The sequence below is a fragment of the Aeromonas sp. 602396 genome (assembly GCF_049173735.1).
GTDB classification, from domain to species: Bacteria; Pseudomonadota; Gammaproteobacteria; order Enterobacterales; family Aeromonadaceae; genus Aeromonas; species Aeromonas veronii_A.
Genome location: NZ_JAAKSD010000021.1, coordinates 1 through 25,939, shown reverse-complemented (window position 1 = coordinate 25,939; position 25,939 = coordinate 1). Strand labels below are relative to the sequence as shown.

Sequence of the window (25,939 nt, the reverse complement as noted above, 5' to 3'; positions counted from 1 at the left end):
TCATGAAACTGACAAAACGTGCCGAGCAGCCCCAGGCGGGCGAGCAGGGCAATCAGGCCATTCGCGGTCAGGGGCTGACTCGCCGCGCCTTTATGGTCAACTCCGGTCTGGTGGCCGGTGGCGCCGTGGCCGCCGGTTGGCTGGCCCCAGCCATGATGCAGCGGGCCGAGGCCAAAACCGTCGCCGCCGAGGTGCCGGTCGAGGTGAAGCGTACCATCTGTTCCCACTGCTCGGTGGGCTGCGGCGTCTATGCCGAGGTGCAGAACGGCGTCTGGACCGGTCAGGAGCCGGCTTTCGATCACCCCTTCAACCTTGGCGGTCACTGCGCCAAGGGGGCGGCTCTGCGCGAGCACGGCCACGGTGAGCGTCGCCTCAAGTACCCGATGAAGCTGGTGGGTGGCAAGTGGCAGCGCATCAGCTGGGATCAGGCCATCGAAGAGGTGGGCAACGAGGTGCTGCGTCTGCGCAAGGAGTCCGGCCCCGACAGCGTCTACTGGCTCGGCTCGGCCAAGCACTCCAACGAGCAGGCCTACCTGTTTCGCAAGATGGCGTCCCTGTGGGGCACCAACAACGTGGATCACCAGGCGCGGATCTGCCACTCCACCACGGTCGCTGGCGTCGCCAACACCTGGGGCTACGGTGCCATGACCAACAGCCTGAACGACATGCACAACAGCAAGTCGATCATGTTTATCGGCTCCAACCCGGCGGAGGCCCACCCGGTCGCCATGCAGCACATCCTGCTGGCGAAAGAGCGCAACGGCTGCAAGATCCTGGTGGTCGACCCGCGCCGCACCCGCACCGCCGCCAAGGCTGACATGTACCTCTCATTGCGCCCGGGCACCGACGTCGCCTTTATCTGGGGCATGCTCTGGCACATCTTCAAGAACGGCTGGGAAGACAAAGAGTTCATCCGCACCCGCGTCTATGGCATGGACGAGGTGCAAAAAGAGGTGGCGCGCTGGACTCCGGCCGAAGTGGAGCGGGTAACCGGCCTCAACGAACAGCAGGTCTATGGCGCCGCCAAGCTGCTGGCCGACAACCGTCCCGGCTGCGTGGTCTGGTGCATGGGCGGTACCCAGCACACCACAGGCAACAACAACACCCGCGCTTACTGCATCCTCGAACTGGCCCTCGGCAACGTGGGCAAGAGCGGGGCGGGCACCAACATCTTCCGCGGTCACGACAACGTGCAGGGCGCCACCGACTTTGGCGTCACCTCCGACTCCCTGCCCGGCTACTACGGGTTGGAAGAGGGCTCCTGGAAGCACTGGGCCCGGGTGTGGGATGTCGATTACGAGTGGATCAAGGCCCGTTTCGACAACAAGGCCTACAACGGCAAGTTGCCGATGAACAACAACGGCATTCCGGTCTCACGCTGGGTGGATGGGGTGCTGGAAAATGCCGATCTCATCGAGCAGGGCTCCAACATCCGCGCCATGTTCTACTGGGGCCATGCGGTCAACTCCCAGACTCGTGGCCCCGAGATGAAGAAGGCGATGCAAAAGCTCGACATGATGGTGATTGTCGACCCGTACCCCACCGTCGCCTCGGTGATGAACGATCGCACCGACGGCGTCTACCTGCTGCCGGCCACCACCCAGTTCGAGACCTATGGTTCCGTCACCGCCACCAACCGCTCCATGCAGTGGCGTGACAAGGTGATAGAACCCCTGTTCGAATCCAAGGTCGACCACGAGATCATGTATCTGCTGAGCAAGAAGCTAGGTTTTGCCGACCAGCTGTTCAAGCACATCAAGGTAGAGAACAACCAGCCGCTCTTGGAAGACATCACCCGCGAATACAACCGCGGCATGTGGAGCGTGGGCTACACCGGCCAGAGCCCGGAGCGGCTCAAGGCGCACCAGCAGAACTGGCACACCTTCCACAAGACCAACCTCAAGGCCGAGGGCGGCCCGGTCAGTGGCGAAGTGTACGGTCTGCCGTGGCCCTGCTGGGGCACCCCGGAGATGAAACATCCCGGCAGCCATATCCTCTACGACACCAGCATTCCGGTCTCGGAAGGGGGTGGCGGTTTCCGCGCCCGCTTCGGCATCGAGTATCAGGGCGTCTCGCTGCTCGCCGAAGACTCCTGGCCGAAAGGGAGCGAGGTGGAAGACGGTTATCCCGAGATCACCGCCGACTTGATGAAACAGCTCGGCTGGTGGGATGAGCTGACCGAGGCCGAGAAGAAAGAGGCCGAGGGCAAGAACTGGAAGACCGATCTCTCCGGCGGTATCCAGCGGGTCGCCATCAAGCACGGCTTCGTCCCTTACGGCAACGCCAAGGCGCGCTGCGTGGTGTGGACCTTCCCGGATCAGGTGCCCAAGCACCGCGAGCCGCTCTACACCCCGCGCCGCGACTTGCTGGCCGACTACGCCACCTGGCCTGATTCGAAGAGCCTGTGGCGCCTGCCGACCCAGTACGCCTCGGTGCAGGAGAAGGATGTCAGCAAGGAGTTCCCCATCATCCTCACCTCCGGCCGTCTGGTCGAATACGAGGGGGGCGGCGACGAGACCCGCTCCAACCCCTGGCTGGCTGAATTGCAGCAGGAGATGTTCGTCGAGATGAACCCAGCGGATGCCAATGACGTCGGCGTGCGCGACGGTCAGGATGTGTGGGTCGAGGGGCCGGAAGGGGGCCGGGTCAAGGTGAAGGCGCTGGTGACCCCGCGGGTCAAACCGGGGCTCGCCTTTATGCCGTTCCACTTCGGCGGCCACTTCGAGGGCAAGGATCTGCGATCCAAGTATCCGGAAGGGTCTGACCCCTATGTGCTGGGGGAGTCGGTCAACATAGTCACCACCTATGGTTATGACCCGGTCACCCAGATGCAGGAGACCAAGGTCACCCTGTGCCGTTTTCGCAAAGTAGGAGCCTGATCCCATGGCCAGAATGAAATTCATGTGTGACACAAAGCGCTGCATCGAATGCAACGGCTGTGTGACGGCGTGCAAGAACGAGAACGACGATGCCCTGGAGTGGGGCATCCAGCGCCGCCGGGTGGTGACCCTCAACGACGGCCTACCGGGGGAGACCTCCATCTCGGTCGCCTGCATGCACTGCACCGATGCCCCCTGCATGGCGGTCTGCCCGGCCGACTGCTTCTATCACACCGACGACGGCATAGTGCTGCACAACAAGGATCTCTGCATCGGTTGCGGCTACTGCCTATTTGCCTGCCCGTTCGGGGCGCCCCAGTTCCCTAAGACCGCCGCCTTTGGCGATCGGGGCAAGATGGACAAGTGCACATTCTGCGCCGGTGGCCCGGAAGAGGATCACAGCGAAGCGGAGCGCCAGAAGTACGGTGCCAACCGCATCGCCGAAGGCAAGCTGCCGATGTGTGCCGAGCTCTGCTCCACCAAGGCGCTGCTGGCGGGGGATGCGCAGGTGATCTCCGACATCTTCCGCGAGCGGGTTGCCTATCGCGGTGCCAAGGATGCGGCTTGGGGTAATGGCGATGAGCTGTTCCACGATGCCAGCAAGCTGAACAAGCAGGGAGGGGCGGCATGAAAACCTGGCTAATGGCCCTGTTTGCTGCCCTGCTGCTGGTGAGTACCGCAAGTTTCGCCGATGCCGAGAAAGAGGCGGTCGGCTTTGCCGGCGCCGATTACTGGCGTGCGGTGAAGGATGGGCAGGAGGGGGTGACCACCTCCCGCTCGCCGGAGCACGGGGTGCTTATCTCGGTGCCGGGCCAGCTCTGGTTCGAGGTGAAGACCAAGTGGGTGTCGCCGCTCGGTGCCATCGCCATTTTCGGGTCGCTCGCCATGTGTGGCCTGATGTATCTGGTGGTGGGGCAGACCAAGCTCTCCAAACCGCGCACCGGGCGCAAGCTCAAGCGCTGGAGTCGGCTGGATCGGGCGCTGCACTGGACCACGGCGGCCATGTTCCTGACCCTCTCCGGGTCGGGGCTGGCCATCATCTACGGCAAGTACTTCATCAAGCCGGTGGTGAGCCTCGGGGTGTGGGAGAACTGGATCTGGTTTGCCAAGGTGTTCCACAACTATATGGGGCCGCTCTTCTTCCTCTGCCTGATGGGGGTACTCATCAAGTGGTTCCGCCACAACATCGTCAATATGGTGGATGTGCAGTGGTTCATGAAGTTTGGCGGCATGCTCGGTAAGCACAAGGGAAGTCACCCCTCGGCGGGCTTCTCCAACGGCGGCGAGAAGGCGATCTTCTGGCTACTGATCTGGTTTGGCGGCATCGTCGTGGCGACCGGGCTGTTCCTCGACTTCCCCATCTTCGGCCAGCTGCGCCGTCAGATGGAGTGGGCCAGCTTTATCCATATCGTAGGCGCCTTGATCCTTATCTGCGGCTTTATCTTCCATATCTACATGGGTCTGTTCCAGCTGGAAGGGGCGCTGGAGGGGATGGTGACCGGCGAGGTGGACGAGACCTGGGCCAAGGAGCACCACGACCTCTGGTATGAAGAGGTGAAACACACTCTCGATGAGCCCAAGGCGGGCAAATCAAGCTGATGGTCGACAAAGAGTAAAGAGAAGGGGCGCTGCGGCGCCCCTTTTGATGGCGGGTCGATGGTGATGGCAAATTGATTGAGCGATGCCGCAAACGGCGATGGTTTTTTGGGCCACCTTGAGCAACAGTAACAGGGGTTCCATTCACACAAGGGATGACAAATGATGAGAAAAGCATGGCTGGCAGCGGTATGTGCATCTGCGCTATTCGGTGGTATTGCGGGCGTGGCGCAGGCGGCTGACGGGATCAAGACCCAGCAGGTGCAGTTCAAGAAGGGGGAGTCAGGGGCAACCATCAACGGCACCATTCAAGGTAGCCAGACCCTCGATTACAAGCTGACGGCCAACAAGGGCCAGAGCATGGTGGTGATCCTGACCGGCAAGCCCTACTTCAATATTCTGCCGCCGGGCAGCAAGGGGGAGGCGATGTTTATCGGCTCTACGGAAGGGAACAACTTTGAGGCAACCCTGCCCGCCAAGGGCACTTATACCATTCGGGTCTACCAGATGGGGGCGGCCGAGAGCAGCAAGGCCAAGACGCCGTTCAAGCTGGAGGTGGGCATCAGCGGCTAATGCCAGCAGCTGACAAGCATCACAGAGGTGGCGGCCACAAAGGGCCGCCACCGTTGTTTTATCCCCTCTGTTTTTGCCTCGCCAAGGTTAATAGCCCCCCCGGGCCAGCCGCTCGAAGTAGCGCTTATAACGTCCGCTGGCGATGGCCTGCTGCAACTGCTGATTGAACTGATCCCGCAGTTTGGCTGAATCCGGCATTTTGCGCGGGAACATCACGAAGCTGTCGTTGCGCAGAAAAGGGGTCTGACTGTGGGTGATGAGTGCCGCGCTGGCGGGGTCGAGCTGGCTCTGCAACTCGGCCAGACCGACTCGCAGCTCTTGCGGATAGAGGTCGATCCGCCCGCGCAGCAGCTTGCCGAAATTCTGTTTCACGTCGGTGACTTTCTGTTGGGTTACCTTGCCATCGACCACCATCTTGTCCAGATCTGGCCCGTAGCTATAGGCGATATCGCCCCCCAACCGCATGCCGATGATCTGCTCAAGGCGCTCGGCTTGCAGCTGCCGTGATTTGAGGGAGAAGAAGACAAACTGCTCCTGCAGCACCGCTTCGCTGAACAGAAAATCCTGCTCCCGCTCCGGTTTGTGCATCCAGACGGCGGTGGCGTCGTAGAGCTGGCTGTTGGCCGCCAGCGAATAGACCCGGCCCCAGGGGGCGAAGTGGAACTTCACCTCATAGCCCGCCTCCTTGAACAGATCGCTGATAAGGTGGGCCACGGGACCGTGCTGTTTTGACTGCTCGGAGACGAAAGGGGGCCATTCACCCACGATGATGTTCAGTTCTCTCCCTTGTGCGGCGAGAGCTGACTTGCAGGCAAGCAGTTGTGACAGGGCAAGGAGCAGTATCAGACGCATGGCGAGAGGAGGCAAAAGCTGGCTGAAAAAGTCGAGGGCATCAGGTCACTCCCGGCTGCGGCATGGTGAAACGTTGCGGAATTGATCGCAATGCTAGCATGAGTCTCATTCCTCTCCGTGGATATTTATCACTCGGGGAGCGAGATGAGCGGATTTTGGCCACAGGGTATGCCCAAGCTCACAAAACCGATCGAGTAAACGTCATATGATTGATTTCATTATGAGTCTTGCTCTCCTGCCGAACGGCAATTTCACGTAAATCAAAGAGAATGACTATGGCTACCGGACAATATCTGCTGTGGAAAGATGCACAGGGAGAGGATTTTCGCCCCGTTGCACTGACCGGCACTGATCTGCTTAACAATCGATACCTCAACAAGGGCACGGCCTTTACCGAACAGGAGCGGGCCGATTTTGATCTCGATGGTTTGCTGCCGCCTCAGGTACAAACCTTTGAAGCCCAGCTCGAGCGAGTGTATGAGGGGTTCAAGAGCGCTTGCAGCGATATCGAGAAGTACCAGAACCTGCGTGCTCTGCAGGATCGCAACGAGACTCTCTTCTATGCCCTGTTGTCACGCCATGTGGAGGAGATGACTCCCTACATCTATACCCCGACCGTGGGCAAGGCGTGCCAGGAGTTCAGCCACCGCTTCCAGAAGCCGCGCGGCCTCTACATCACCCCGGACAACGTAGATGATATGGGCAGTCAGGCCCGTCACTTCGATGCCAAATCGATCCGCATCATAGTCGTCACCGACAGCCAGGGCATTCTGGGGATCGGCGACCAGGGTGTTGGCGGCATGGGGATCCCCATCGGCAAGCTGGCGCTCTATACCCTTGGGGCCGGTATTCACCCCGCCTGCTGCATGCCCATCGCGCTGGATGTGGGCACCGACAACCAGAAACTGCTCGATGATCCCATGTATCTGGGCCGCCCCCACAAGCGTATTCGTGGCAAGGAGTACGAAGAGTTCATCGACAAGTTCGTGCAGGGGGTCAAGCGCCACTTCCCCAACGCCGTGCTGCAGTGGGAAGACTTCAGCAAATCCAACGCCTTCAACAATCTGGCCCGCTACCAGCAGGCACTGCCGTCATTCAACGATGACATTCAGGGCACCGGTGCCGTGGTGCTGGCCGGTATCATAGGCGCGGTCAAGGTCAAGGGGGAGACCCTGGGCCAGCAGAACTATCTGGTCTATGGCGCTGGCGCTGGCGGGGTTGGTGTCGCGGATCAGATCTGCGCGGGGATGATCCGTGAGGGGATGGATCCGCAGGCCGCGCGGGATCGCATCTACATCCTGGATACCCAGGGGCTGGTGTGCGACAACCGCGAGGGACTTGACGAGTACAAGCGTCGTTACGCCAAACCGGGGCTGCTGCTGGCAGGCTGGGACACCGAGGTGCCCGGCAAGGCCAATCTTGCCGATGTACTGCGTCATGTGCCCATTACCGTGTTGCTGGGTACCAGTGGCTCGGGCGGTGCCTTCCAGGAAGAACACATCCAGCTGATGCTGCAGCATTGCGAGCGCCCCATGGTGTTCCCGCTCTCCAACCCGACCGCCAACTGTGAAGCGCTGCCGGAGGATATCTACCGCTGGAGCAAGGGCAAGGCGATCGTGGCGACCGGTAGTCCCTTCAAGGACGTGAGCTACGAGGGGCAGGAGTTCCGGGTGGGGCAGGGCAACAACGTCTTTATCTTCCCCGGTGTAGGTCTGGCGGCCATCGTCAGCCAGATCCGCGAGATCAGCCCGGATATCTTCACCACCGCCGCCTTTGCGCTGGCCGAGTGCGTAAGCGAAGAGGATCTGGCCAAGGGAGCCGTCTATCCGCGTATTCGCGAACTGCGCAACATCTCGGTGCATGTGGCTACCGCCGTGCTCAAGGATATCGTGCGTCGGGATCCGTCCCACCCGCTGATCGGGCAGGATCTGCATCAGCATATCCTCAACCACATGTGGGAGCCGGTTTACCTGCCCTATCGTCGGGTATAACCGCGTATTCACCGCCCCGATAAAGGGTCGGTAAAGATGACAAGGGGGTAGCGCTGCTACCCCCTTTCGTTTACCCCGTGGCATTCACTAAGTTCGCAATGGTCGCCAGCGCCCTTGCTGATTGCGACAGGCGGTATCCTGCCACTGCTGACTGGCCTGGCCGATATAGAGTTGCTCGCGATAGTCGCGACACCACTCCCCGCTGGCATGGCGGAAGGTGCGTAGCGGCGTGACGCTGCCCGAGTGACGATTAGCCGGATTGAACCAGGTGAGGCTCTGCCCTTTGGTACGGGTTTCCAGCGCCTTGGCAAGGGCCTGATTGGCCAGTTGAACATCTGCCTTATCCATCTGATGGTAAAGCGGCGGAGTGTCGACCGTGGCGCAGCCAGTGAGGCCGAGCAGGAGGAGTGGTAACAGATATCGCATCATGGTTGCCCCTGTTGGCGAAAACCGTTGTTGAGCAGCACCCGCTCCTGCTCATCGGTAAGCACTTGCTGGCGATCATCGACCGTGCCGTCACCTCTTAGTTTGTTGCCGTTGGCATCGACAGCATCCACACCGTTGTCATCGACCGTGCCATCACCTCTTAGTTTGTTGCCGTTGGCATCGACAGCATCCACACCGTTGTCATCGATGGTTCCATCCCCCCTGAGCTTGTTGCCGTTGGCATCGACGGCATCTACGCCGTTGTCATCAACGCCATTGCCAAACCCGCGGCCACCCCCATGGCGTTCTCCCCCTGCATGTTTTTCTCCACCAGCATGCCGTTCACCTCCACCATGCTGCTCTCCGCCGGCATGCTCGCCCTGGCCGCCACTGTCATCGCTGCCCCCATCGCTGTCGCTGCCACCGCCGCTGTTGCTGCCCCCATCGCTGTCGCTGCCGCCGCCGCTGTCGCTGCCGCCGCCGCTGTCGCTGCCTCCACCGCTATCGCTGCCTCCACCGCTATCGCTGCCTCCACCGCTGTCGCCACCACCACTGCTGCCCCCACTGCCACCATCGCCATCTTTGTTGTGAACGATCAGCTCATTGGCGATGTAGCTGTGGCTGCCATCGAGCAGCAGATTGAAGAGTGCGGTAGTGGGAGACGCCTCGATCCAGCAGAGTGACTCAACCAGCAGTAATTCCGGCTGGGGTTGCAGGGCCAGATTGCCCGCCACCATGACAGGTGCCGGGCGACACATTATCTGCATGCCGGTAAATAGCGGCAGCACCGCCAGTTGCGGGTTTTCGGTTCGGGTCATGGCCGGTGAGATGGCCGCCCAGCCCTGCGTGGTCAGCAGAGGGTGCTCTGCGGTAAAGAATGGGGGCAGATCATTGATCCCGTAGAGTCTGCGCTTGCCCAGTATGACCCGTTCGATCGCCAGGATCCGGTTACTGCCGCCGTGTTGATCCAGCACTCGTTCACCGACCCGGAGCGTCTCTATGGGGCGGGTGGAGCCATCGGCCATCGTGATGCGAGTGCCGGCGATAAAGCAGGACTTGGCATAGGCCTGATTCATTTGCCACTCATTGTGGGCGAAATCATAACTGAACGGGTTCGCAAACAGGGCGAGAGCGATGGCCGAGCCGATCAGCAATCTGCGCTGGCTGGCCTTGAATGGGGGCTGTGACATGGGGACTCCTTGTCCATCTTGATTCACAGGATCCATTATAGAGCGCGCCCCTGGTGGCGGCATTTTTGACCATGAACACAATAAACATGATGGAAAAACGATTGGCGTTCGTCACAATAATGCGTAAAATCGCATACTCGATGCTTGTAGCAACGAATCCCGCCTAAAAAGCTAGTTTCATGCCCTTCCCAAGCAGTAAAAGGTAACAGGTGACGCATTTGTGTTCATTTTGTGCCTTGAAAAAGTCTTGTGATGACTGAAAAGTGATAAATATCCCCATCAGTTATCAAAAAATTAAGGACATCCATGTTTTCCTTAGTCAAGCAAAGTGTCGCCGGGCTGCAAATCCTGTTTGTCGCCTTCGGTGCCATGGTTCTGGTGCCCCTGCTCACCGGACTGAACCCCTCCATGGCCCTGCTTGGCGCCGGTGTGGGCACCCTGTTGTTCCAGCTCTGCACCCGCCGCCAGGTCCCGATTTTCCTCGGTTCCAGCTTTGCCTTTATCGCTCCCATCATCTACGCCACCCAGACTTGGGGATTGCCATCCACCATGTTTGGCCTGTTTGCCGCCGGTTTCATGTATTTCATTCTGGCTGCGCTGATCCGGGCAAAAGGGATGGGTTTTGTGCACAAATTGCTGCCCCCGGTGGTGATTGGCCCGGTGATCATGGTGATCGGTCTTTCTGTGGCGCAGGTTGCCTGCAACATGGCGATGGGCCGCGCCGGTGGTGAGCAGGTGGTTCCTGCGGGGACTGCGCTGACGCTGGCCGGTATCTCGCTGGCGGTCACCCTGATTGCAGCTGTGTTCTGCAAGGGGTGGATCAAGCTGATCCCCATCCTGTGCGGTGTGATTGCCGGTTATGTCTCGGCGGTGTTCATGGGCCAGGTGAGTTTCGATGGCATGGTGAACGCCCCCTGGCTGGCGCTGCCCCACTTCGAAACCCCGGAGATCAACTGGGCTGCTGCGTTGTTCATGTTGCCGGTAGCCATCGCCCCCTGTATCGAGCATATCGGTGGCGTGTTGGCGATTGGTGGCGTGACTGGCAAGGATTACACCAAGGATCCGGGTTTGCATCGTACGCTGGCCGGTGACGGTATCGGAGTCTGCTTCGCCGGTTTCATCGGTGGCCCACCCGTGACCACCTACGCCGAAGTGACCGGTGCCGTGATGATCACTCGCAACTTCAATCCGGTCACCATGACCTGGGCTGCGGTGTTTGCCATCATTCTGGCCTTCTTCGGCAAGTTCAATGCGTTGCTCACCTCCATCCCGATGCCGGTGATGGGCGGTATCATGCTGCTGCTGTTCGGATCCATCGCTGCCATCGGTCTCAAGACGCTGGTGGAATCCAAGGTGGATCTGGGACTGTCGCGCAATATCGCCATCGTCGCCGTGACTCTTACTGTCGGTGTCGGTGCGCTGGAGATGAAGATTGGCGACTTCGCGCTGGCCGGTGTTGGCCTGGCCTCCGTTGCCGCCATCCTGCTCAACCTGATCCTGCCTGCGCACTCCGAAGAAGGTGTGATGGACGCCGCCAAGGATTGAGTATCGCCAGACGTTCATCGTTAACTTGTAGAAGGCCACCTCGCGGTGGTCTTCTCTGTTTCGGTTCTCTCGCGCCACTTTTCGGCTCTGCGGAGCTCATCTGGAATCTAATTTGGAAGTAGATGAGGGGGTTAGCACTCTCATTTGACGTATCTCTTTTCGTGACCTTAGCTAAAGGACAGGTTTGGCTCTGAGGTCTCCTCGAGCAGTATGGGAAAATGGATGTTGGCGTTTTCTATCATTTCTCTCCCAGACCCTGGTCATTAAACGATGCGCTTCTGCTTCGCCACAGCGCTGTTGTATGGCAGAGGTTTATCCGCCCCCTCCACACTCCCCTCATGCTGCCCTGGCATGTTTCCACCTCGATTTGTCGTGAGCCTCCCCCGCCGATTGCGTTTCGTTGCGCACTGGCAAAATCCGGATCTGTTTGCTGCTGCACATGGGTGGGCGGCGAGCCGTGAAAGCCGGCATGACCCCAGCGGGTCAGATGTGCACCGCCATCGGTAACGGCGGATGTTCAGGGATGAATGGCAAGCAAAGCGAGGTTGCAATGAACTATCAACTGCTGTGGAAAAGTGCAATTTTTTCAGTCTCTTCCATGATGGCGATAAGCGCAGTTCAGGCTGCGCCACTGAACGTGATGACCGAGGATTACCCTCCGTTCAACATGCAGGGGGAGGGGGGCAAGATTGTCGGGCTATCGACCGAGGTGGTCGAAGAGCTGCTCAAGCGTGCCGGCGTCGAATACAAGCTGACCCTGATGCCCTGGAAGCGGGCGTATGAAGATACCCTCAGCACTCCCAACACCGCACTCTACTCCACGACTCGTACCCCGGAGCGTGAGGCGCTGTTCAAATGGGTGGGGCCGCTGGTCAATAACAACTGGGTGTTCTTCTCCAGCTCGACGGCCAATATCACAGTCTCTTCACTGGAAGAGGCCAAGCAGTATTCGGTGGGGGGCTACAACGGTGATGCGGCAGCCGAGTATCTTAAGGCACAGGGATTTGCCAAGTTGCAGCTGGCAGCCAATGACACCGCCAACGTGAAAAAACTGGAGGCCGGTCGTATCGATCTCTGGGCAACCGGCCAGTATCTGGCGCCCTATCTGGCCAGCAAGGAGAAGGTTGCCTCACCCAAGCCGGTCTTCGTGTTCAAGGAAACCCAGATGAGTTTGGCGTTTAACAAGGATACGCCCGATGAACTCATCAACAAGCTCAACGAGGTTCTGGCAGCCATGAAAGCCGACGGCACCATCGAGAAAATCAACGCCAAGTACCAGTAAGTTGTACTGTTCCTGCTGCCGTTAATACCGGGAGGAAGTCATGGATTGGAAAAGTCTGAAGTTCAGGATTGCCGTACTGACTTCCCTCTCGGTGAGTCTGCTACTGGTACTGTTTGGTGGTTATAACTACAGCTCGGTGAGGGAAGAGAGCTACAGCAAACAGGCTCAGCTGGTCGAGCAGGCGATCAAGCGACTGCAGCTCTCCTTGCCTGGCCCTTTGTGGAATTATGAGTCGGCCTTTATCGAGGCATCGCTCAAATCCGAGCTGGCGGCCGATATGCTCAGCACACTGCTGGTGGTCAACAAGGAGAAGCTGGTGGCCGGGTTTGCCCGCGATGCAGCGGGCACTATTTCCCCTGTAACGGCCATACCCGCCGATACGGCGGCCTATGGGGGGTATGATCTGGTCTACGACGACAGCGGCCAGAAAAATACCGTGGCCAGATTGCTGGTCGAAACCAGTGATGCGGCCATTCAGGCCAACTTGCGCCAGCAGTTGATCACCACTGTCTGGCAGATCCTGGTACTTGATATCTGTATCATTGCCTTGTTGATGGTACTCATTCATCGCAATGTGCTGAGACCACTTCATCAGATGAATCTGGCGGTGTTCGATTTGGCCAGGGGAGAGGGGGATCTGACCCGGCGTCTCAAGATCCTCCGTCAGGATGAGATGGGCGCGCTGGCCACCAACATCAATCACTTTATTGCCAAGCTTCAGGAGATGGTGGCCGAAATCAACGAGCTCTCTGCTGGCGTGCTGCAGACCGCGGAACGTTGTGACACCCTTGCGGCGGATACTCGGGGCGCCAGTGATGCCCAGCAACTGGAGCTGGATCAGGTCGCGACTGCCATTACCGAGATGAGCCAGGCGGTGCAGGAGGTGGCAGGTAATGCAGTGAAGACTGCTACGGCGACCGATGAGGCCAACCTTTATGTCGAACAGGGCTACAATCTGGCCGGTCATGCCAATCAGGCGATTCACCAGCTGGTGGGAGAGGTGGAACGGGTGGCGGGGCTGATGCGCTCCCTCTCTACCGAGAGCAGCAGCATCGGCAATATTATCGAAGTGATCAATGGTATTGCCGAGCAGACCAATCTGCTGGCGCTCAATGCCGCCATCGAGGCGGCGAGGGCTGGGGATCAGGGGCGCGGTTTTGCGGTGGTGGCCGATGAAGTGCGAACCCTCTCGGGGCGCACTCGTCAGTCGACCGAAGAGATCAGTGCCAGCATCAAACGGCTGCAACAGGCGACCCAGAATGTCGGTGCCGGGATGCAGTTGAGCCAGGAGCAGGCCTCTCGTGCGGGCGCCGAAGCCGCCGATGTACAGGTATCGGTGGAGAAAATTAAAAACCAGGTCAGTCTGATCCGCGAGATGAACATGTATATTGCCCAAGCCTCGGAAGAGCAACACTCGGTAGCAGAGGCGGTGAGCCATAGCGTGAACCGGATTGCCACCCTCAATAGCGAGAGCGCGGCCAGGGTGGTGCAAGTGGCTGAAGCCAGCAGCGATTTGCGCCAGCTCTCCGGTCAGCTCGATACCCTGCTCAAGCTGTTTCGGGTCTAGAGAGCACATACGCCCTGCGTGGGATCCTCGGTGCGAGCGGTGGTCGCGATCACGCGCGCAACGGGGGTCGTGGTGTTCTCATATTCTGCCATGCAATCCCGGATCGATATTTTCCCTTTACGGGCCCATGCATGACAGTCTGGAGAGCTGTTGTCTACTCACGACAAAGCTTGCACCAGGGACCGGTGAGCTCGCAGTACCCGGTCTCGTCGCCATGCTGCCAGCCAAGCCGATGATAGAAGGCCACGGCCGCCGTATTGCGGGTTGCCACCTTGAGTGATGCCGTGCGGGGATTATTTGCCAGACCATGTTCGAGCAGCGCTCGCCCAATCCCCTGACCATGCCAGTCGCTCGCAACGTACAAATGATGCACAAAGTGATCGGGTTGCCATACGGCGATAAATCCGCAGAGCGTCCCCCCTCGCTCAGCCACCCATATCTCTTCTCCCCGGGTCTGCTCGATAAAGTCATCCAGGTGAAACAGGGAGGGGTCTACCCAGTGAAAGGTTTGTCTGCGGCCTTGTAAAAACAGCTTGGCCAGCGGGGTGATATCACGTTCTTCCATGCGCCTGATCATCATGCTCTCCCAAGGGCGGTCACTGTTCCCTGTTGCACGCGGGCAAGGTTATCTGGGGCAAATGACAAGGGTGTGATTAAGGGCTGTCCAATACATTTGTCATGGGGCTATACTGCCGAAGTCCCCTGTATGGATGGCGTGAGGATTGTTGATTTATGGACAATAAACAGATTGAAGGCAACATTTTTGTTCCGGCTCATATCGATGACGTGTGGCACGCCTGGACGACAGAGAGTGGTCTGCGCAGTTTTCTGGCTCCCGAGTGTTTGATGGTAGCCGAACCGAATGGCCCCTTCGAAATCTACTTCAGGCCGGATGCTCCACTGGGTGAACGGGGCAGTGAAGGGTGCAGGGTCATGGCCGTCATGCCCTATGATTTGCTCAGCTTTAGCTGGAATTTTCCGCCCAGTCTGCCCCATATTCGTCAGCAGAAGACTCAGGTTTGTCTGCGCTTTGTGCCGGAAGGGCAGGGCACTCGCCTCTACTTCCTGCAAACCGGTTGGGCCAATGATCCTGACTGGAATCAGGGGTATGCCTACTTTAGGGAAGAGTGGCTGGAGACCAGCCTGCCACGGCTGCAGTACCGCTTTACCCACGGCCCCATCGACTGGAACAACCCGCCCGACAAGGCACAGCTGAAGGCGTTGTCCCAGTAATTTCGGGGCACAGAGATAAAAAAAACCGGCCAAAAGGCCGGTTGAAACAGTTCAGGCTTCGCAATGCCACCCTCACCTAACTGCTTGTATCGGCTTAATAAACTGTAGTAGACATGACCAGATTTGACCACTGCGCTATTTAACTAGCCCGTGGTCACGTATGGTCATGCATGGTCACAACAATGGTCACAGCCATGACCAGAAATGTGACCCATCACAATTTCCCGACCAGCGCGGCGGCCTCCTGATTCCCTGCATTGATGTAGGTTCGGGTCTGCTGCAAGCTGGCATGGCCCATCAGTTCCGCCAGTATCCGCAGGTCTCCCCCCTCATTGGCCAGTAGCGTCCCGAAGGTATGCCGCAGCACATGGGGCCGAGCCTCGAACCCGAGCTTGGCTGCTACCCGCTTCATCTGCTTGCGTAGCGCAGTCGCGTCCTTGTGCCAGCGGTTCCCTTGGCCATTGCGCCAGAGCGCACCAGAGACGCTACCGTGCTGCTTAATCTCTTCCTGTACCTTCGGATGCACCGGCACCCAGCGTTCGCGCCAAAGCGTCTCGCTGCCCTTCCTGTGGCGTAATCGGCACATCAACGCCGTACCCATCTGCTTGAGGTCATCCACCTCTACCAGTCGGGCCTCGCAATACCGTGCGCCGGTATAGACCATGAAGGTCGCAATGGCCCTGGCTTCATCCGTCAGCCCCTCCAACAACTTGGCCAGTTCAGGCTTGGTCAGAAATTCGGCGCAGTGCTTGCCCTCGGTCGGCACCTTGATCCCCTTGGGTGCGAGGTCAAACTCACGGCACCCGTACAGGTAGACCGTGCGGGCCTGCCTGCACATCCGCGCCTTGGTTGCTTGGGCCATCCCGACCAGCCCCTTGGCGTAGTCATCCATCGTCCGCTGGTTCACATCAACCAAACGAAACTGGCCCCAAAAAGGGGCCAGCTTCGAGACGATATGAGTGGTCGATCTTGACCGTTCCTTATCGGATAGGTAGCAAAGGGCGGCGTCCTTCATGGTCGCCAACTCTTTGCCATCAATCTTCTTCGTCTTCATGTCCAGCACCTCTTCCCTTACTTGGCCGGTACAACACGTTATGTGGGTCTGCATCCTTGGCTAGGTGAGCGAACTCTTCACCCCAGTTCTTCGGCAACCCACCACTGATCTCGACATACACATTGTCAGCCACGCTACCGATGGCACGGCGGGCCTTGAATATCAGGTCGGATCGGTTGTCCACGCCCCACTTGGTACGGATGGCCTTGGCCTGAGTCTTGATTGTGTTAATCGAGACCCCGATCCGGTGAGCCATCTGGTCGTAGTTAAATCCTTCAATAAATAATTGAAGGATAACGTGTTGGCGTGGAGTCAGGTCGCTGAGTTCTCGTAGCGATTCATTGTCGTGCGATGGTGCAATACCAAATGATGCAAGTTGCAGTTGTAATTCAGCGAGGTTCGATTTAAGCGATTCGATTACATCAAGTGTCTTCTGATGTTCGTTTTGTAAGTTATTAAACTTCTTTTCCAAAATGCGGTTCTGTAGCTCCAGGCCTTGAAACTGATGCAAGATCCGCTCAATCTCTAAACTATCCATATTAATCTCCATTTGCCTTGCGAGCCGCGAGTCTAGCCTCGCACTCACTCTCCACTTGGCTGATAGCATCCTCGATTTTCACGCCTGACTTCACCCGCTGGGCGACAAGCACCCACCAGTTTGGGTTCTTAACGAGACTTCTTCTATGTGCAGGAGCCATCCTAATCCAGTTCAACCTAATCCTATATGCCGGTCTAGCTTTCATATGGTTGTCTCCACTGCACCAGTTCTGCTCGGGGAATGGCGAGGGTATGATGTTTTTAGCACTTCATTGACAACAAAAAGGACTGTTTTTTCTATCTGCCCGATTGAGCCTGATGTTACATCATAATGGGTACATCCTTTAACACTTGTTGAACCAAAGCCGAAAGTGATCACCTTGATACCAAGGGTGGACACATTAGCTAGGGTGTTATAGGTACAGGAATTCAATAAGTTAGAAAGTGCCCCACGCGCATATGGAATGCCATCACATAACATTAAAAGTATCTTGCGCTTCTGCTTACACTTCCCAATCTGATTGGCAGCAAACTCAATAGCGCGGTTGTCGATGTTATTGGCTCCGTACACACCCACTAAATAGGGCAACCTTTCGATCACATCTCGGGCGTTTCTGATCCTCACCCCGAACCCTAACAAATTAAACACCACCAACGGGTCGGATGAGATATACCCTGGGGCACTCGTCAACGCGCAGCCGAGGCCGTACACCTCGTCCGCGTTGAGTGAGTGGCCCAGCTGATACCGCTCATACGCCTTGATGGCCAGCCTCTCAACCACCTTACCCGAGCGCCCGCCCTTCAACTTCCGTCCGGTCTGGTCGGCGTTCTGGAACTTGAAGGCAGCAAGCTGGGGGTGGCGGTTGTCGTTGGCAAATGCGAACACCTGATCCACATCGGCCTTTGGGTAGAGGGTGTAGTTGTGCAGGGCCATGGTGGTGTGACCCAGGATCGACAGTGGCACACCCAGCGAGTCGAGCGCATCACCCAGCATCAACGCCGTCTTGGTGGCCCACTCAATCCGTTCGCCCCTCATGCTGGAACTCATGTCAATCAGCAGGGTGACGGCGGTATCAAGCTCGGGGTCTTTGGTGCGCTGCCGGTAAACGTCATCCTCGCCTTGGTAGGCCCGCACCAAGTCGTTGGCATCGAGCAGGCCATGGACACGGCCACCCAGCCAGCGGCTGTCATCAACGCCTATCAGCGCACGTTTGAGGATGCTCTTGGCATGGGAACCCATCGGACTGATGGCGACCTTCTCCTTGGCCGAGAAGGCTACGCCGCAGACGTGGGCGTCATCGTGCTTGTACTCGAACAGCTGGAGGTTGAACTTGGGCAAGCCCACCTCACGGCTGGCCATGCCGCTCAGGATGGCCGCCTCGTCAATGAGCGGCGCTTGCTGTTCTCCTTGGCCACCAGACGCCCCGCCATCCTCTTGGCCCTCGTCACCTTCTCCGTCCTCACCAACGCCCTTGGGCTGCCCTTCCTGCCCATCCTCGCCCTCGTCCTCGTCCTTGTCATCCCCTTCGCTTGGCTCCTGCTCGCGTTCAGGCGCTTTCTGTGGCTCCGGCTCAAAATTGAGCCGCTCACACAGTTCGTCAACGAGCGCCGCTATCTCTTGGGTACTCTTGGCCGCCATCGAGCGGGTCGCAAACTCGCTGGCCAGTGGCCGGTAGTGCTCCGGTATCATGGCAACCAGCGCCCGCTGTACGTCACCACCGTGGCCCATCATCTGCGAGGCCGTCCACTTGACCGCCCCGAAGATCAGCAGTCCCCAGTCGAGCAGATGCGGCGGCACCTTGGCCAGTGCATCAAGCTGGAGTTGCGCCGACACATGACGCATGGCGTTCAAGCTACTCCACGCCCCAGGGTACTGCTGCTGGTAGGCCGCCTCGATCCGTGGGTCTTCCAGATAGTTGATCTGGTCGGCCTTGGTCTTGTCGTGTTGCCGGAAAAACTCAAAGTCAGTAAACAGCGAGTGCGCAGTCTCATGGTCGGTATAGCCACGCATCATCGCTACCTTGTCGTCACTTACCTTGCCCGCAGCTATCTCGGGCAGGCGGATCAGGGAGCCGTCATTCCACGCCTCACTCCCTGCAAACTCTACGCGCACCTGCGATCTGCCCAACACGCGGGCTATCGCGTTGCACTCAATTACCAGATCGGTCGAGTTCATTTTCATATCTCCATGACATAAAAAAGGGGGCCGTCTTGGCCCCCGTTGCTACCGCTCGGTTACATTCGTTTCGCCTTACCAATGGAACGGGTGTAGTACCCGTCCCCCCAGTCGAAGGATGACCGGCCACACGGGCAGGTTAGAAATGTCGCTTTAACCCATCACATCCTCCTTAGATGCTTAACCGTTGTGCGATGCCCGTCATCTTGACGCGCTCATGTGCAGGCATGGCATTGAAGACCACCAACTCCATGGCCTCCCATACTCCGTCCTGCGGCAAGACGCCTGCATGTCGGGACATGAACATCATCCGGTTGGCCATCGTGACCAACTGGCGGTACGAGATCGGAGTGAGCACCTCACGCCTGCCGAACGCTTCCCGATGCTCCTTGGCATACAGGCACAGCTTCTCGCAGATGTGGGTAGGCAGGCTGGTCTCACGCTCCAGCAAGGCTGCCTCCTTGGGCCACTCCATGTATTCAAAGTCGATGAAGGTCTGGAACCGGTTGAGGAATGCGGCGGACTGCTCACGCGCCCCTCGGTACAGGCCGACATCATCCCCTTGGCCACAGGTATTCGCTGCGGCCACTATCCAGCACTGCGGATGCACCGGTACACGGCGACCGTTATCACCGGTCAGCACCAGTTCATCCCCCTCCAGCACCGCCTGCATGACGTAGGCGAGGTCGGGCCGGATGAAGTCCAGTTCATCGAGCAGCACTACCCCAACGTGCGGGAGAGCACGGGGCAGCACACCCTCAATGAACCGGCTCACGGTCGTGCCGCCATCGTTGAGCAACTCGGTCTTGCCAACGAGGTCAGCACGGGTCATTTCCGAATCGAAGTTGATCCGCACCAGCGGCAAGCTGCACCGTGCGCAGATCTCCCTGATAGCCGCCGTCTTTCCGGTGCCGGTATGACCGAACAGCCATGAGCGAAAGCCCATAGCCATGGCGGTCAAGACATCGTGAAAGACGGGGGTGACTTCGTAGAAGGGATTGATCTGGGGGACGGAGTGCGGGGCTTGGTCAGCCCATTCAATGGTGGGTATCGGGACACGTAGCGTGGTATCGAACATGTCCTTGGCCAGACGGTAACGCAGCATACCCTTGCACCCGTCTATCTCCACCGCCACCCCAGCGCCCAAGTCCTCCTTGGGCTTCTGCTTCACACCGATGAACTCGAAGAACGAGTCACGGTCGCCAGCGTCAGGGGCTTTGGGCTTGCCGGTGAACATCATGCAAGCTGCCAGCGAGGCGAGATCCTGCTGGCTTATCGGTGTCTCCAGCCCTTGGGCAACCATCCAGTTGGACGCCAAATGAGCCAGCTCCTGCCACGATTTGTTGACGTGCTTGCTGGCTTCAATGATTAACGAGGCGACTGCGGCTGGTTCTTTTTTTGATTCATTTGAGGTTGTCATGCGGCTTTCCTCACATCCGTAAATGATCCGACCAATGTTGAAAACTCTTTGACCCTTTGAAAGGCAACAAAAATGACTTAGGGTATCGTCAATTACCGGACACACCCGTTACAGGCATATCAAGCAGGCTTAACACGGCGCGGGCACCATCCTTGATACTGCTGCCGTTCTTGATCATCTTGGCCCCCAACATCACGTTGCCCTGCCAACCGAACCAACCCTTGTCCCAGTCGGCTTTACGCAGGTGAGTGAGCCCGTTCAATCCCTCCTGTTCCATCAGCACCTTGGCTACCCAGACCAGCACCATCAGGCCCACGGCAGTGCCGAGCACCGAGCCTTCACGCAGCTTGGCCACGTTATCCCCTGAACCGGCTGCGGTTGTGACCGGCACCCGCTTCATGATCAACGCCCAGATCTTGAGGGCTTCAACCTTGTCCTCGGCGCTCCACGCTTCACCATCACGCTTGTTCATCAGCACGTTGTTGGCATCAATGAGCGTCTTGAACGGGTACAGGTACTCACTGCGGCCACCACAGGTGGTGCGCTCGAAGTCGATAAGCCCAGGGAACACGGCGTTGGCCACGGCCCGAGCCACTTGGCTGCCATCCTTGCGGTGGTTGTAGAGGTTGTTGATCGAGGCGTTCGGCTTGACCGCCTTGCTGTTGAGGTCAGAGAACAGCTGCTGCCGTTCGTCCAAGGTGAGGCCGGTATACAACTGGATGATTACTGACTCACCCGCAAGCGCGGCGTCACCCTCCACCTTGTTGACGATTGCACTCGCCCGATGTTGGCCATCAGCCAGCAAGATCTTGGCTCCCATGTCGATGGCGAGTGTGCCCATGTGGTCGCCGGTAAACTCGGCCCTCCCCTCGACACACCCAGTCAGGGCTGGCAGGGCGTATCCTGCTTGGCCCATGTAGTCCACAAGGTCAGTCACCCGAGACTTGTTCACTTCACGTTGGGCTCGCTCGATAGCGGCAAAGCCGGTCTGGATCTGCAACAGTCGGGCGAGTACCCGATAGGGCATGGTCACGGCGTAGTAAGCACGGCCCCCCTGCAACCCACGCAAGGCGGGCACGTTGAATACCCACTCGTCCCCCTTGGCCTCCGCCTCCTTCGGGGCGTTCGCTTCGCTCACCCCCTCAGTCGGCTGCGGAAGTGCGCCCACTGCCTCCATAAAGCTCTTGGATTGCAGCTCGTCCAACTGACCCAGGGCGGTGTGCTTGGCTTGCCCCTTGAACACCAAGAGGTTCGCCTTGACGGTGGACAGCACGGCGTCATAGCCCTTATGCGCCACTTCCTGCTTGAGGTGGTCGATGTCCTCGTTCAGCAGGTTCGACAGGTGCATACGCAAGCTCTGCTCGGTGGTGCGCCCTGTCACCGAGCCAAAGCAAACGTGCTCACTCGCCGTGCGGCTCCATCCCATGACATCCTTGGTGGCACCCCGACCGGTCAGTCTGACCTTGGCCTTGTTGAAGTCCTTGAGGATGTCGAACAGGTCGGTGATGTTGGCGTACAGGGTGGTTTCTACTTTTGCGTTCATAGCATTTCTCCAGATGTGAAAAGGGCCAGTCCCCAAAGGAACCGACCCCATTAAGAGGGCCGACCGGATTGGTCAGCCCAAGATTTTAAGAGACCCTTTAGGGTCTCTTTTTTGCGCGAATGAAGCGTGAGAAAGTTAATGAGAAGGAGTCAGAGAAAACCAAGGGGTATCTTTCAGACGTTCTGATGTGAAGCAGCTCTTGTGAGTGGTCTTGATTGTCGATGGGAGTGAGAAAAATACCTCACGATCTCATTCGCCACCCACACGCCCTTGTGGAACACAACGCCGTTGCCAATCATGCGATAGGCATCGCTGTCGGGTGCGTCAAAGGTGAAGAAGTCGGGCAACCCCATCAACCTTGCGTACTCACGAACCGTGTAAGGACGCGGCTTGCGGGTCACTGGGTCTATCACCAGTCGTGTGCCCTTGTCCTTGGCATAGTGGGCTAGGCAGGTGGGTGCGATGTCACCCTTAAAGGGGTCGCTGATGATTGGCTTGTCACGGTACTGCCCGTTGAGGCGGGCATAGACCGAGGGCGGGATGACTATCTCGGGGTCACGTTCTAACAGCGACATCAGGCTTGGCACCTTGCCCTTGTCGGGGGCGTTCCATGTGAACGGGCGGCGACTGCCCATGATGATCAGCCGGTCACGGCGTTGGGGAACCATGTGCTCGGCCCGCACTGGGTTGAACGTGGTCACGTAGTAGTCCGGCAACTGGGTCATGGCCTCCATCACCACCGGAAACTTGGTCATCCCAGGTACGTTCTCGACCACGTACACCTCGGGCCGCATCAACGCAATGTGGCGGAAGAAGTGGAGGAACAAGTCGTCACCCGTGCGGGTGCCCTTGATGTCGGCAATGTTGCTGTACTTGGTGCATGGGTAGGTGCCGATGATCACATCGGCTTCACCTTGGCCAGTCACACACAGCTGGGTCACGTCCACGTTCTCAACGTGGTCGCCCAAGTTGGCAGCCTGCACCTTGCAGGCTAGCGGATCTAACTCGAACGAGCGAGTGATAGGCAGGCCACCGAAGATCAGGCCGGTGTCCATCAGGCCAGCGCCTGAGAAGTAAGAGTGAACAGTTGGTTTGAACATGATGTTTCTCCGTGAAACAAAAAGCCCCTCATGTGAGGGGCGTTGGGGTTGGGTGAGGTTCACACCTCGATGGTCACGGTGGCGAGGAACTTGGATGTGTCCACTTCCACGTTGGCGGGCAGCTTGGCTACGTTAAGGTGGCCGGTGCCCTTGGTCAGGTCGCTGGCAATGCGGGCCAGCATCTGCGGGAACAGCGTTGAGTTGCTGTATGCCCCGTAACGTGGGTGAAAGTGGAACGCATTCATGTCGCAGTGCTGACGGCCCAGCTTGGGGATCTTCACGTACCCGTCATTCACCTTGGCGCGAAAGGTTATCTTGGCCATGTTGTCTCTCCTTGAAACAGAAACCCCGCTAAGTAGCGGGGCGGTAGATGTCGATGTAGAGGTAGCCATAGCTACGCCTTGGGCTGGCCTCACACACCCAGCCCTTGTGTTCGAGGCGGAATACCTCGTCCATGTCGGTGCATATCTGGTATGCCTTGGCCATCTTGGTCAGCTGCTTGAGGAAGTGCGGCAACACCTTGTCGCACTCGGCTTGCCACTCTTCACTTGGCTCACCGTAGACACCGGCACGGTCGCCCAGGAAGTCCACGCTTCCCCGATGCAGGATGGCCCGAGCCCCAAGGCGGGGCAGATTGGGGGTGTTCAACCCCCATGTGTGTCCCTCGAAGATGCTCATCACTCTTTCCTCGCTGTCATGGTGTAGCGCCTGCCCCTTACGCACTGGGTAAAGCGCACCACGCTTGTCTTGTTGTAGTCGGCCAGTTGCTCACGGATACCCATGCACTTGGCCACCTCGTTGGCATCAATAAGGCGCTCTATCAGCGCCTCGATTGACATCACTGCGGTCTCGACAACCTTGCCCTTGAAGCGGGCGGTGACTCTGACTTTCATGTGTGGCTCCCCCAGTTCGGTTGCTCATTGGTGCCGTGGTTGAAGTAGGCACCCACGATGGTGCGTTTCCATTCACCCACGGGGTAGCCATGCTCGTTGCACTGGCGCTCCCACCACGCAAAGCCAATCTCACGGGGCAGGTTGCCCATCATGTCGTTCGGGTTCACGTAGAGGGTGGTTTTGAACATCGTTGGCACGGGCTTGATGTGCGGTGGACTGGTGCGCTTGCCGGTCTCGTCATAGTCGTACTCCCAACCACGCACTTTCAGGTTGACGTTGACGATCTCTTGCAGGCTTTCGTGTGCTCGCAGGGCTTCGGCTACTGCGGCTTGGCTGAATGAATCGTTGAACTCGATCATGGTGTTTCTCCTTGAAACGAAAAAAGGCAGCCACATTAGGGCTGCCTCACGGGGGATGTGTGAGCGTTATCTCTCGCGTTATTGCTTGGCATCCTTGATGGTTGCCAGTGCCTCACTCACGATGGATTCATTGAGCGCAACCATATCGAGGACGATCTCGGGTTGGTCAGGGCGCTCAACGGGTGTTGGTTGCACGGGTTCAAGATGGCCAATCATGGGTGCAGCCGTGGGCTGCGGTGGCAGCTCGGCAGCATGTGCGTTGAACGGGGCAACGATGCAGGTCAGGGCGATCATGGACAGTGCGATCATGTTGAGTGCGAAGAGGCTCATGGTGCGTACCTTTTGGTTTGGGCATAAAAAAAGCCCCCACGCTGTCGCGTGAGGGCCGGTGTATTGCGGGTGTGGATTACTTGGCTTGGGTGAGTTCGACGAACAGCATCCCAACGCTGGACAGGAAGGACTTGTCTGACGCGGCGCGTTCGCGGAGCAGGTCGAGCAGTTGCTCGTTGCTCAACGCATCCGCGTTGGCGTCAGCGGCCTTGGCCGGTGCCTGCTTCGCAGGCTTGGCTGCCTTGAGGGCGTCCACGGGATTGGGCAGCGTAGCTGCCGTTGGCTTGGCGCGTGGCTTGAGGTCTTCCAACTCCTTCAGGAGTTGGACGCTCGGAGCGCGTGGCTTGCGGCCTTCGGCCTCGGCCTTGGCGATGCGGGCACGGAGCACAGCCTTGGCCTCGGTTACGCTGACGGTGCCATCTACGATGGCGGCGTGGAGTTCTTGGGCAGTCATAGCGGTAGTAGCGACGGTGTTCATAGCGACCTCCATGGTCGAAGTAAATCCGGTCGGACTATCCGAGCCGGTCGCCCCAAGATTTAATACCCCCTTTAGGGGGTAGTCAGGCAATTCGCCAAGTTATGGGGATCTGTATGGGGCTATTTGTGGGGTGGGGTAATATCGAAAATAGCGTTGAATCTCTTGATTTCAATAGATAAAAGCCATCATTGAGAGAGGGTGTGTTTCCTATGATAGGAAACGTATTGGTCTTTATAATCAATTAGTTAACGATGGGTTTGGCCCGATAAAAGAAAAAAGAAGCCCGCGAACACAAAAAAAGGGGGGGGAGAGGGTCGGAAAAAAGGAGGGGGGGGAGGACGACCCCGCCGCCGCGCAGTTAGAAGTCGTCACCGGGCCCCGCTTACATTCGCAGCACTTTTCCAAAACGTCCTATTGCGGCCAAGTAGCGGCCTCATTGTGCCTTGGTTACCTCGCCACCGGCAGGTCCTCCCAGCGGGTGGTGTAGCAGGGGCTCAGGTGCTCTTGTCGCATCATCCACTCAGGCGAACCCATACCTTGGCTGGCAAAGCCTACGCGCCCCAATCCCTTGGCTTTGATCTGGTCCATCACTGCCATCAGCGCATCTGATTGAGCGGAGGACGGGGCAAACAGATCGGCCTGTTGCTGCCCCTTGGGGGTGAACTCACTCAGCATGACTCCCCCCTTCTGATAACGGTAACCGTCGCGCCAAATCTGCGGTAGCAGCACGTTCACTTGCTGCAGCAGCAACCGGGTATCATCGCTAGGGCAGACCAGCCGGACGCCAGCCTGCTCACTGTAGTAAGGCGCTCGTTCATCAAAGGGGCTGGTTCGCACGAACAGGTGCACCCGCTGGCAACACATCCCCTCGGCCCGCAGCTTCTCGGCTGCGCGAGCCATAAAGCCTGACAACGC

26 protein-coding genes are annotated in these 25,939 nt (G+C 58.4%); 9 read left to right on the top strand and 17 right to left on the bottom strand.

What is annotated here, in order from left to right; translation table 11 throughout:
• Nucleotides 1-2: 2 nt before the first annotated feature.
• The 4 genes from G5229_RS19585 (at nt 3) to G5229_RS19570 (ending at nt 5,048) form a co-directional block, all read left to right on the top strand.
• Complete coding sequence (locus tag G5229_RS19585) at nt 3-2,879, top strand: formate dehydrogenase subunit alpha (RefSeq protein ID WP_421210125.1); 2,877 nt, start codon at nt 3-5, stop codon at nt 2,877-2,879.
• A gap of 4 nt (nt 2,880-2,883) precedes the next feature.
• Nucleotides 2,884-3,510, top strand: coding sequence for a formate dehydrogenase FDH3 subunit beta (fdh3B, locus tag G5229_RS19580; RefSeq protein WP_005334799.1), 627 nt, complete (start codon nt 2,884-2,886; stop codon nt 3,508-3,510).
• Entirely contained in the window at nt 3,507-4,478 is a 972-nt protein-coding gene (locus G5229_RS19575; protein ID WP_216953131.1) for a formate dehydrogenase subunit gamma, read from the top strand. The genes fdh3B and G5229_RS19575 overlap by 4 nt, the downstream gene beginning before the upstream one ends.
• 159 nt (nt 4,479-4,637) lie before the next feature.
• On the top strand, nt 4,638-5,048 hold the full coding sequence (locus G5229_RS19570) for a hypothetical protein (protein ID WP_013723543.1): 411 nt from the start codon (nt 4,638-4,640) through the stop codon (nt 5,046-5,048).
• 87 nt (nt 5,049-5,135) lie between these two features.
• Here G5229_RS19570 and G5229_RS19565 read toward each other — a convergent pair whose 3' ends face one another.
• On the bottom strand, nt 5,136-5,900 hold the full coding sequence (locus G5229_RS19565) for a substrate-binding periplasmic protein (RefSeq protein ID WP_421210123.1): 765 nt from the start codon (nt 5,898-5,900) through the stop codon (nt 5,136-5,138).
• A 275-nt stretch (nt 5,901-6,175) separates the two neighbouring features.
• Here G5229_RS19565 and G5229_RS19560 point away from each other — a divergent pair, with 275 nt between their 5' ends.
• Nucleotides 6,176-7,891: an NAD-dependent malic enzyme gene (locus G5229_RS19560; protein WP_216953133.1), complete on the top strand. Its 1,716-nt coding sequence runs from the start codon at nt 6,176-6,178 to the stop codon at nt 7,889-7,891.
• A gap of 87 nt (nt 7,892-7,978) precedes the next feature.
• Here G5229_RS19560 and G5229_RS19555 read toward each other — a convergent pair whose 3' ends face one another.
• Together G5229_RS19555 and G5229_RS19550 are read right to left on the bottom strand one after the other, a co-directional pair.
• The gene (locus tag G5229_RS19555; RefSeq protein WP_216953134.1) at nt 7,979-8,320 is read right to left on the bottom strand and encodes an RT0821/Lpp0805 family surface protein; all 342 of its coding nucleotides are present in this window, start codon (nt 8,318-8,320) and stop codon (nt 7,979-7,981) included.
• Nucleotides 8,317-9,507 (bottom strand): hypothetical protein, encoded by a 1,191-nt coding sequence (locus G5229_RS19550; protein ID WP_421210120.1) that lies wholly within the window; start codon nt 9,505-9,507, stop codon nt 8,317-8,319. Before G5229_RS19550 ends, G5229_RS19555 begins: the two co-directional genes overlap by 4 nt.
• A 306-nt stretch (nt 9,508-9,813) precedes the next feature.
• Here G5229_RS19550 and G5229_RS19545 point away from each other — a divergent pair, with 306 nt between their 5' ends.
• The 3 genes from G5229_RS19545 to G5229_RS19535 all read left to right on the top strand — a co-directional run bounded on the left by G5229_RS19545 (nt 9,814) and on the right by G5229_RS19535 (nt 13,901).
• Nucleotides 9,814-11,052, top strand: a complete 1,239-nt coding sequence (locus tag G5229_RS19545) for a uracil-xanthine permease family protein (RefSeq protein ID WP_005347636.1) — start codon at nt 9,814-9,816, stop codon at nt 11,050-11,052.
• 550 nt (nt 11,053-11,602) lie between these two features.
• Complete coding sequence (locus tag G5229_RS19540) at nt 11,603-12,334, top strand: substrate-binding periplasmic protein (protein WP_227342193.1); 732 nt, start codon at nt 11,603-11,605, stop codon at nt 12,332-12,334.
• A 40-nt stretch (nt 12,335-12,374) separates the two neighbouring features.
• Nucleotides 12,375-13,901 (top strand): methyl-accepting chemotaxis protein, encoded by a 1,527-nt coding sequence (locus G5229_RS19535; protein WP_421210118.1) that lies wholly within the window; start codon nt 12,375-12,377, stop codon nt 13,899-13,901.
• 154 nt (nt 13,902-14,055) lie between these two features.
• On the opposite strand, the gene G5229_RS19530 is transcribed toward G5229_RS19535, so the two are convergent.
• A complete protein-coding gene (locus tag G5229_RS19530) occupies nt 14,056-14,478 on the bottom strand; it encodes a GNAT family N-acetyltransferase (RefSeq protein ID WP_266134392.1) in 423 nt (140 codons plus the stop codon).
• 155 nt (nt 14,479-14,633) lie between these two features.
• Here G5229_RS19530 and G5229_RS19525 point away from each other — a divergent pair, with 155 nt between their 5' ends.
• A complete protein-coding gene (locus tag G5229_RS19525) occupies nt 14,634-15,134 on the top strand; it encodes an SRPBCC family protein (protein ID WP_216953138.1) in 501 nt (166 codons plus the stop codon).
• Nucleotides 15,135-15,348: 214 nt separating this feature from the next.
• On the opposite strand, the gene G5229_RS19520 is transcribed toward G5229_RS19525, so the two are convergent.
• The 13 genes from G5229_RS19520 to G5229_RS19460 form a co-directional block, all read right to left on the bottom strand.
• Nucleotides 15,349-16,188, bottom strand: a complete 840-nt coding sequence (locus G5229_RS19520) for a tyrosine-type recombinase/integrase (protein WP_064341948.1) — start codon at nt 16,186-16,188, stop codon at nt 15,349-15,351.
• Nucleotides 16,169-16,726 carry a helix-turn-helix transcriptional regulator gene (locus G5229_RS19515; protein ID WP_258720305.1) on the bottom strand — a complete coding sequence of 186 codons (558 nt, stop codon included), beginning with the start codon at nt 16,724-16,726 and terminating at the stop codon, nt 16,169-16,171. Before G5229_RS19515 ends, G5229_RS19520 begins: the two co-directional genes overlap by 20 nt.
• A 201-nt stretch (nt 16,727-16,927) precedes the next feature.
• Nucleotides 16,928-18,901 carry a cobaltochelatase CobT-related protein gene (locus G5229_RS19510; protein ID WP_421210116.1) on the bottom strand — a complete coding sequence of 658 codons (1,974 nt, stop codon included), beginning with the start codon at nt 18,899-18,901 and terminating at the stop codon, nt 16,928-16,930.
• 172 nt (nt 18,902-19,073) lie between these two features.
• Nucleotides 19,074-20,321 (bottom strand): AAA family ATPase, encoded by a 1,248-nt coding sequence (locus G5229_RS19505; RefSeq protein WP_100653254.1) that lies wholly within the window; start codon nt 20,319-20,321, stop codon nt 19,074-19,076.
• 88 nt (nt 20,322-20,409) lie between these two features.
• Nucleotides 20,410-21,864 carry a DNA sulfur modification protein DndB gene (locus G5229_RS19500; RefSeq protein WP_421210114.1) on the bottom strand — a complete coding sequence of 485 codons (1,455 nt, stop codon included), beginning with the start codon at nt 21,862-21,864 and terminating at the stop codon, nt 20,410-20,412.
• 173 nt (nt 21,865-22,037) lie between these two features.
• Nucleotides 22,038-22,964, bottom strand: a complete 927-nt coding sequence (locus tag G5229_RS19495) for a DNA cytosine methyltransferase (protein WP_136501381.1) — start codon at nt 22,962-22,964, stop codon at nt 22,038-22,040.
• 59 nt (nt 22,965-23,023) lie between these two features.
• The gene (locus tag G5229_RS19490) at nt 23,024-23,287 is read right to left on the bottom strand and encodes a hypothetical protein (protein WP_069554010.1); all 264 of its coding nucleotides are present in this window, start codon (nt 23,285-23,287) and stop codon (nt 23,024-23,026) included.
• 28 nt (nt 23,288-23,315) lie between these two features.
• Entirely contained in the window at nt 23,316-23,642 is a 327-nt protein-coding gene (locus G5229_RS19485; RefSeq protein WP_258720302.1) for a type IV toxin-antitoxin system YeeU family antitoxin, read from the bottom strand.
• Nucleotides 23,642-23,857 (bottom strand): hypothetical protein, encoded by a 216-nt coding sequence (locus tag G5229_RS19480; protein WP_069554008.1) that lies wholly within the window; start codon nt 23,855-23,857, stop codon nt 23,642-23,644. The genes G5229_RS19485 and G5229_RS19480 overlap by 1 nt, the downstream gene beginning before the upstream one ends.
• Nucleotides 23,854-24,216, bottom strand: coding sequence for a hypothetical protein (locus G5229_RS19475; protein WP_258720301.1), 363 nt, complete (start codon nt 24,214-24,216; stop codon nt 23,854-23,856). Before G5229_RS19475 ends, G5229_RS19480 begins: the two co-directional genes overlap by 4 nt.
• Before the next feature lie 78 nt (nt 24,217-24,294).
• The gene (locus tag G5229_RS19470; RefSeq protein ID WP_236302973.1) at nt 24,295-24,546 is read right to left on the bottom strand and encodes a hypothetical protein; all 252 of its coding nucleotides are present in this window, start codon (nt 24,544-24,546) and stop codon (nt 24,295-24,297) included.
• Nucleotides 24,547-24,622: 76 nt separating this feature from the next.
• Nucleotides 24,623-25,024, bottom strand: a complete 402-nt coding sequence (locus tag G5229_RS19465; protein WP_421210110.1) for a hypothetical protein — start codon at nt 25,022-25,024, stop codon at nt 24,623-24,625.
• Nucleotides 25,025-25,471: 447 nt separating this feature from the next.
• Nucleotides 25,472-25,939: DUF4113 domain-containing protein (locus G5229_RS19460; protein ID WP_421210108.1), on the bottom strand; the 468-nt coding region annotated here is incomplete at its 5' end.